The organism is Pseudoflavonifractor phocaeensis, from assembly GCF_016901955.1.
Classification (GTDB): domain Bacteria; phylum Bacillota; class Clostridia; order Oscillospirales; family Oscillospiraceae; genus Flavonifractor; species Flavonifractor phocaeensis_A.
In genome coordinates, this window is sequence record NZ_JACJLC010000119.1 from 1 (window position 1) to 6651 (window position 6651).

The window sequence follows — 6651 nt, forward strand, 5'->3', positions numbered from 1 at the left end:
AGATCTTCTATCGTCACCATATGGAGCTTCAGTTGCATTCTCCCACCCCCATGTAACTCTATTCTACCATTTACTCTTGGGATTGTGTGGACTTTGTCAACAGCTCCAAATTGAGACGCATTTCATCAGGTGCCGTACAGGTCGTGCTGTACCTCAGCCCGGTAAAAGTGGCTGGTGGTCGTGGGGGAGCGATACAGCGCGGCCAGCAGGTAGGCGTGGATGTTGTATATCTTCGTTGTCGTTTCCCGCAGCCGTTCCAGTACATACTCGATGTGCGAGGAATCCAGAGATAAGAACCGCTGCCGCACCTCCTCGATGGGGATTTCATCCCCGCCAATCTTCACCGTGGGCTTGGTGCTGCATACGGTGTCGGCAATCAAGGCCACAAGCTCGTCGATTTCTTCCATCTCGTAGTCTTTTCGCTGCGTTGCCAGCCAGTCGTAATCAATGTTTGACTTTATGCGCTCTCTGCACGTCTGTCTGTCCATCCATCGCCCGCCGTTTTCCGGCGGCAGGCCGGACGGATAGATTGATTGATTAAGCTGACTCTTGTAAGTATTATTTATATCAATATAACTTCCGTTCAATTTTGGAACTTCTTGACTTCCCATTTTGGAACTTCTTGAAGTTTCATTTTGAGAAGTCAAGACTTCCGGTTTTTGGACTTCTTGATGTTCCATTTCGGGAAGTCCCGGCTGCTCCGGCCCGGCGGGAGGGGGAGGTGGTACGGCGCGGGTCGTAAACTGCTTGACATAGATTCTCGCAGGCTTGCCCTGGCCTTGCCGGATACGCTCGATCAGCCCGATCCCTCTGCCAGTGTCCAGTTCCGCAAACAGCCTGACGGCCTTTCCGTGGCTGCAACAGAGCGCCTCCTGTATCTCGTCCAGCGGGTAGTATATATAAACACGCCCCTGCTCATCGTACCAGCCGTTTTTCATGGACAGGCTCATGCGGTCAAGCAGGAGGCCATACAGCAGCTTGGCGTCTGTGGACAGGTTTTTGAAATAGCTGCCGGTCACAAGCTGCCGGGGGATGCGGTAAAAGGCAAACTGCTCACTTTCACCGCCATAGTAATAATCGAAAAAGGTTTGTTCCTCCATGCCTGCACATCCTTTCGGGGCATGAAAAAAGGGCGTTCCGAAAATTCAGAACGCCCTTAATGGGGGTGCGCAAGAGTGGCATTTAATATGTTGATCTGCGCAGGGAACTAAAAACACTCGTTTTGTTGCCAAAACGAGTGTTTTTAGTTGGTTTCCCTAACTTTTTTGGTGGAGATAAGCGGGATCGAACCGCTGACCTCTTGAATGCCATTCAAGCGCTCTCCCAGCTGAGCTATACCCCCATATATTCCCATGAATGGGAAATTATAGGGAAACCTGTATTAAGTTGTCGAAAAGTGGCTCTCAGATGGGGGTGCGTCTTGGTGTGTGCCACGCTCCCAGCTGAGCTATACCCCCACGACACGATATTCAGTTGTACTTGGTGGAGATAAGCGGGATCGAACCGCTGACCTCTTGAATGCCATTCAAGCGCTCTCCCAGCTGAGCTATACCCCCATATTTTGTTGTGGTCCGCAGCTTGTCGAACCAGCGTTGTATATTCTAGCATGGGCCCGTTGAATTGTCAACACTAAATTTGTATTTTTTCAATTTTTTCGTTTCCGCAGACGGGGACCGCCCGGGAGGCGGAGCCTCCCGGGCGGGAACTGTCACAAATAAAATTCCGGCTGTCGGGGTTGGCCGGCGATCTGGGCCAGCCGCTGGGCGGTGGCCTCGGCTGCCTGGGTGGGGAGGGCCCGGGCGTGGGCGGGACAGATGGTCACGCACCGCATACAGGTGATGCAGCGGTCGGCCACGGTGGTGCTGGGGTCGCCGGTGGGAATGGCCCCGGCGGGACAGCGGGCGGCGCACAGGCCGCAGCGGACGCAGCGGTGGTCCGCCTGGGGGTGGACGGGCATACCGGGGAAGGGCTTGTAATCCGGATTGCCCGGCACGGAGACGGAAGTCTGTGCCTCCAGGGGCAGGGCAGCCTTTTCCAGCACTTGCCCGCCAAATTGGGCGGCCAGAGCCAGGTCGGCATCATCGGGCCGACCAGCGGCCACTGCGGGGGCGATGGAGTGCTGGGCGATGCAGGCCGCGGCGGCGATCACCCGGAAGCCGCGCGCCTCCAGGGCGGTCTTCCACTCCAGCAGGGCGTCCTCATAAGCCCGGTTGCCATACACCACCAGGGCTACAGCGGGACCGTTTCCCTGAAGGGCGGTCAGACGCTCCAGGGTCAGCGCGGGGATCCGGCCGCCGAACACCGGCGCGGCGGCCAGCAGCACCCGGTCGCTGGGGATGACCTGTGGGGCCACCGGCACAGATAGGTCGACGACGGCGTCATTTCCGCCGGTGATCCCCCGCGCCACGGCAGCGGTACCTCCGGTAGGGCTAAACAGTGCGGTGATCCAGGGGGTGGTATACATGGCAGACCCTCCTTGTGCTTAGTGCTTCTCCTGGGAGACCTCCTCTTCCAGGGGAACCTTCTTGCCGTGGATGTACTTGTTCATCACCGCCACCAGATTGGCGGGGGAGAGAGAGTCCTCCTGGGTGTGGAGGAACTTTTTGATAAAGAAGATCAGGGCCACTGCCGCCACCCCCAGCAGGGTGTCCAGAGAGTCGGTGTGGCTGAGCACCAGCTGACGGGCAATGGCGAAGAGCAGCACGTCGGTGACCGCCCGGGGGGTGTGGAGAATGAGCATTTTGACAAACTCCAGGCCCACCACGATGGTCATGGTGGTGGAGAAAAACTCTGTCAGATCAAAATTACCGATGGAAAGGTAAAAGAGGGAGTCCTTGGCAGTGAGCACCATCTGCACCACGGTCATCAGCAGGATAAACAGGGCAATGAGCAGCTCCAGCAGCCAGGCCAACCGCAGCATGAGCGCCACCACGTTGTTGTTGGATTTCATAGGGGCCCCTCCTTTAAAAAATACAACCATGGCAGGGGTGGGTTCCTTCTTGTTCCTAATGGAAATTATAAGGGAAGGGGAAGCCTTCGTCAACCGCTGAACGAATAACCTTTTTTTGACGGGACAAACTATGGGAGAGCCATTGACTTGGCCGGGAAATTATGCTAAACTGTACGTCGTTGAAAAGGGAGTAGTTTAAAGACATTCCGCCAACATCACGGTCTCCGGACCTGGCGGTATGCACCCTGTGAGGTAACAAGACTTTTCGACAACTGCCGTGCTATGCCCGGCGGTTGGCGGAGAGTCTTTTTTTGTGCCTCCGCCGGAATCTCAACGAAAGAAGGGAACCCCAATGTCAGAGGCCTATTACCGCAAAACCCCGCAGCAGGCGCTGGAGGCCCAGCAAAGCGCCTCCACCGGTCTGACCGATCAGGAGGTGGCCAGCCGGCGGCAGCAGTTCGGCCCCAACAAGCTGTCCGAGGGCAAGAAAAAGAGCACCCTTCAGGTGTTCGCCGAGCAGTTTAAGGATCTGCTGGTCATTATCCTCATCATCGCCGCCGTCATTTCCGCTTTGTCGGAGAACGTGGAGAGCACCATCGTCATCTTCGCTGTCCTGATCCTCAACGCCATTCTGGGTACCGTACAGTACCTCAAGGCGGAAAAATCCCTGGAGAGCCTGAAGGCCATGTCCTCTCCCACCGCCAAGGTGCTGCGGGGGGGCGCCCGGGTGGAGATCCCCTCCGCCGACGTGGTGCCCGGGGACATCGTGCTGCTGGAGGCCGGGGACATGGTGGTGGCCGACGGCCGTATCCTGGAAAACTTTTCTCTGAAGGTAAACGAGAGCTCCCTCACCGGCGAGAGCGAGGGGGTGGACAAGACTGAGGAGGCCATTGACGCCGATCAGGTGGCCCTGGGGGACCAGAAGAACATGGTGTTCTCCGGCTCCCTGGTGACCTACGGCCGGGCCACTGTCCTGGTCACCGGCACCGGCATGAATACCGAGCTGGGCAAGATCGCCGCTCTGATGAACCAGACCCAGCAGCGTAAGACCCCCCTCCAGCAGAGCCTGGACGACTTCTCCGCCAAGCTGGCCATCGTCATCATGGCCATCTGCGCCCTGGTGTTTGCTCTGTCCATTTTCCGCACCGGTATGGGGGTGCTGGACTCCCTCATGTTCGCCGTGGCCCTGGCGGTGGCGGCTATCCCTGAGGCTCTGTCCTCCATCGTCACCATCGTGCTGGCCATGGGCACCCAGAAGATGGCCAAACAGAACGCCATCATCAAGGATCTGAAGGCGGTGGAGAGTCTGGGGTCCGTGTCGGTGATCTGCTCGGATAAGACGGGCACCCTGACCCAGAACAAGATGACCCCCCAGAAGGTGTACGCCGACGGCTCCCTGCTGGAGGGGGACGATCTGGAGCTGGTCAACGATGTGCAGCGGCTGCTCCTGAAGGCCGCCCTGCTGGCCAGCGACGCCACCAACAACGAGGAGACCGGGACCTCCATCGGAGACCCCACCGAGGTGGCCCTGGTGATGCTGGGGGAGAAATTCGGGGTCAACGAGGAGAGCTACCGCGCCCAGCACCCCAGGCTGGGAGAGCTGGCCTTTGACTCCGACCGCAAGCTGATGAGCACCCTCCACGATATCGACGGCGTGCCCACCGTGTTTACCAAGGGGGCAATTGATGTACTGCTGGACCGGTCCAAGTGGCTGCTCACCCGGGAGGGGAAGGTGGAGATGACCCCCCAGCGGAAAGAGGAGATTGCCCGGGTGAACATGGAGCTGTCCATGGAGGGCCTGCGGGTGCTGGCCTTCGCCTACACCGAGCTGGAGGCTGTCCGGCCCCTTACCCTGGAGGATGAAAAGGACTTTACCTTCATCGGCCTCATCTCTATGATCGACCCGCCCCGGCCCGAGGCCGTCCAGGCGGTGGCCGACGCCAAGCGGGGGGGCATCCGCACCATTATGATCACCGGCGACCACAAGGTAACCGCCTCCGCCATCGCCCGGCAGCTGGGTATCTTCCAGGACGGGGATCAGGCGGTGTCCGGCCTGGAGCTGGACCAGATGAGCGACGCCGACCTGGACGTGCGGCTGGATAAGATCTCCGTATACGCCCGGGTGTCCCCGGAGCACAAGATCCGCATCGTCAACGCCTGGCAGCGGAAGGGGAAGATCGTGTCCATGACCGGCGACGGGGTCAATGACGCCCCCGCCCTGAAGAAGGCGGATATCGGCGTGGCCATGGGCATCACCGGTACCGAGGTGTCCAAGGACGCTGCCTCCATGATCCTGGCCGACGACAATTTTGCCACCATCGTCAAGGCCGTGGTCAACGGCCGCAGTGTGTATGCCAACATCAAAAACGCCATCCAGTTCCTGCTTTCGGGTAATACGGCGGGCATCTTCTGCGTGCTGTACGCCTCCCTGATGGGCCTGCCGGTACCCTTCCAGCCGGTCCACCTGCTGTTTATCAACCTGCTCACCGACTCCCTGCCCGCCATCGCCATTGGCATGGAGCCCGCCCGCAAGGGCCTGCTGGATCAGAAGCCCCGGGACCCCAAGACCCCGATTCTGGACCGGACCCTGCTGGGACGCATCGGAGGACAGGGCCTGCTCATCGCTATCGTCACCATGATCGCCTTCTACCTGGGCTGGCAGGGGGGAGACGCCGTCCTGGCCTCCACCATGGCCTTCTCTACCCTTACCCTGGCCCGGCTTTTCCACGGCTTCAACTGCCGGGGAGCCGAGTCCATCTTCCGGCTGAAGCTGTCCACCAATCCTGCCTCCATCGCCGCCTTCTTCGCCGGCGTGGTGCTGCTGGCTCTGGTGCTCTTCGTGCCCGGTCTGAAGGACCTGTTCCTGGTGTCTCCCGTGTTCACCCTGGCAAACCTGGGGGAGATGGTTGGTCTGGCCCTTCTGCCCACTGTAGTCATCCAGATCGTCAAGCTCATTGCCGGGTTTGGTAAGGCAAAAGATTGAGCCATGTCATAAGGGCCTGCCGCAGGTGCGGCAGGCCCCTATGCTGCCAAAAAACCGGGGCGCGGTGTTTCCACCGCGCCCCTTGCAGGATCGGGATCGGTTTTTGCCGCTCCTTTCGCCTTTCGCCGAAGGGTGAGCTCACCCGGCACCGGCTTAAAAGGAGACGCAGAACCAGGATCTCTCCGATCCGTTTCTAGTATGTCCCCCGCTCATGGATTTATTCAGGAAAATAACGGTATAGCCTGGCGCATAATTGCCAAAACTGGACATAGGATGCTAAGGAACCGAGACAGACGGCAAGGAGGGCACCATGAGGGGGACAGCACGGGGATTTTGGCGGAGCAGGCGGGAGAGCCAGCGGGAGCAGGCCCGCCGGGCGCTGATGGAAGGGGTGGCCCAGACCAGGGTCCTCATGGCCCAGGCCTATGGGGGCTTCAACGCCGTGGCCGACCCCGATCTCATTGAGTCCTATGTCTTTGAGATCAACGCCCTCCAGGCCCGATACAGTTATCTGCTTCGGCAGCTGAAGGAGCTGGAGGGGGCGGAGGACCTCCCCCTGGAGCGGGCCTGACGGGAAAGGAGGGGACGGGGAATGGAGGGACTGCTGAACGCCCTGCCCTGGGCGATGGGCGGGCTGACCCTGGTGCTGCTGCTATCGGTGCTCCGCAGGCCCCTGGCCTGGCTGGGCAGGCTGGCCGCACGCACCGGGGTGGGGTTG

Annotated in this window: 5 protein-coding genes and 2 tRNA genes; 2 read left to right on the top strand and 5 right to left on the bottom strand. The window is 59.8% G+C overall.

Annotated features, from left to right (window positions below; all coding sequences use genetic code 11):
* Positions 1-125 precede the first annotated feature (125 nt).
* The 5 genes from H6B51_RS15760 to H6B51_RS15780 all read right to left on the bottom strand — a co-directional run bounded on the left by H6B51_RS15760 (position 126) and on the right by H6B51_RS15780 (position 2950).
* A complete protein-coding gene (locus H6B51_RS15760; protein ID WP_204884570.1) occupies positions 126-1100 on the bottom strand; it encodes a DUF6017 domain-containing protein in 975 nt (324 codons plus the stop codon).
* A gap of 166 nt (positions 1101-1266) precedes the next feature.
* Positions 1267-1342 (bottom strand) — tRNA-Ala (locus H6B51_RS15765).
* Positions 1343-1480: 138 nt separating this feature from the next.
* Positions 1481-1556: transfer RNA gene (locus H6B51_RS15770), tRNA-Ala, on the bottom strand.
* A gap of 152 nt (positions 1557-1708) precedes the next feature.
* Positions 1709-2464 carry a 4Fe-4S binding protein gene (locus H6B51_RS15775; RefSeq protein ID WP_204884571.1) on the bottom strand — a complete coding sequence of 252 codons (756 nt, stop codon included), beginning with the start codon at positions 2462-2464 and terminating at the stop codon, positions 1709-1711.
* Positions 2465-2482: 18 nt separating this feature from the next.
* Positions 2483-2950, bottom strand: coding sequence for a hypothetical protein (locus H6B51_RS15780; protein ID WP_204884572.1), 468 nt, complete (start codon positions 2948-2950; stop codon positions 2483-2485).
* Between the two features lie 352 nt (positions 2951-3302).
* Here H6B51_RS15780 and H6B51_RS15785 point away from each other — a divergent pair, with 352 nt between their 5' ends.
* Positions 3303-5933 (top strand): cation-translocating P-type ATPase, encoded by a 2631-nt coding sequence (locus tag H6B51_RS15785; RefSeq protein ID WP_204884573.1) that lies wholly within the window; start codon positions 3303-3305, stop codon positions 5931-5933.
* A 310-nt stretch (positions 5934-6243) separates the two neighbouring features.
* Positions 6244-6504, top strand: a complete 261-nt coding sequence (locus H6B51_RS15790; RefSeq protein ID WP_204884574.1) for a DUF2508 family protein — start codon at positions 6244-6246, stop codon at positions 6502-6504.
* The last annotated feature ends 147 nt before the right edge of the window (positions 6505-6651 follow it).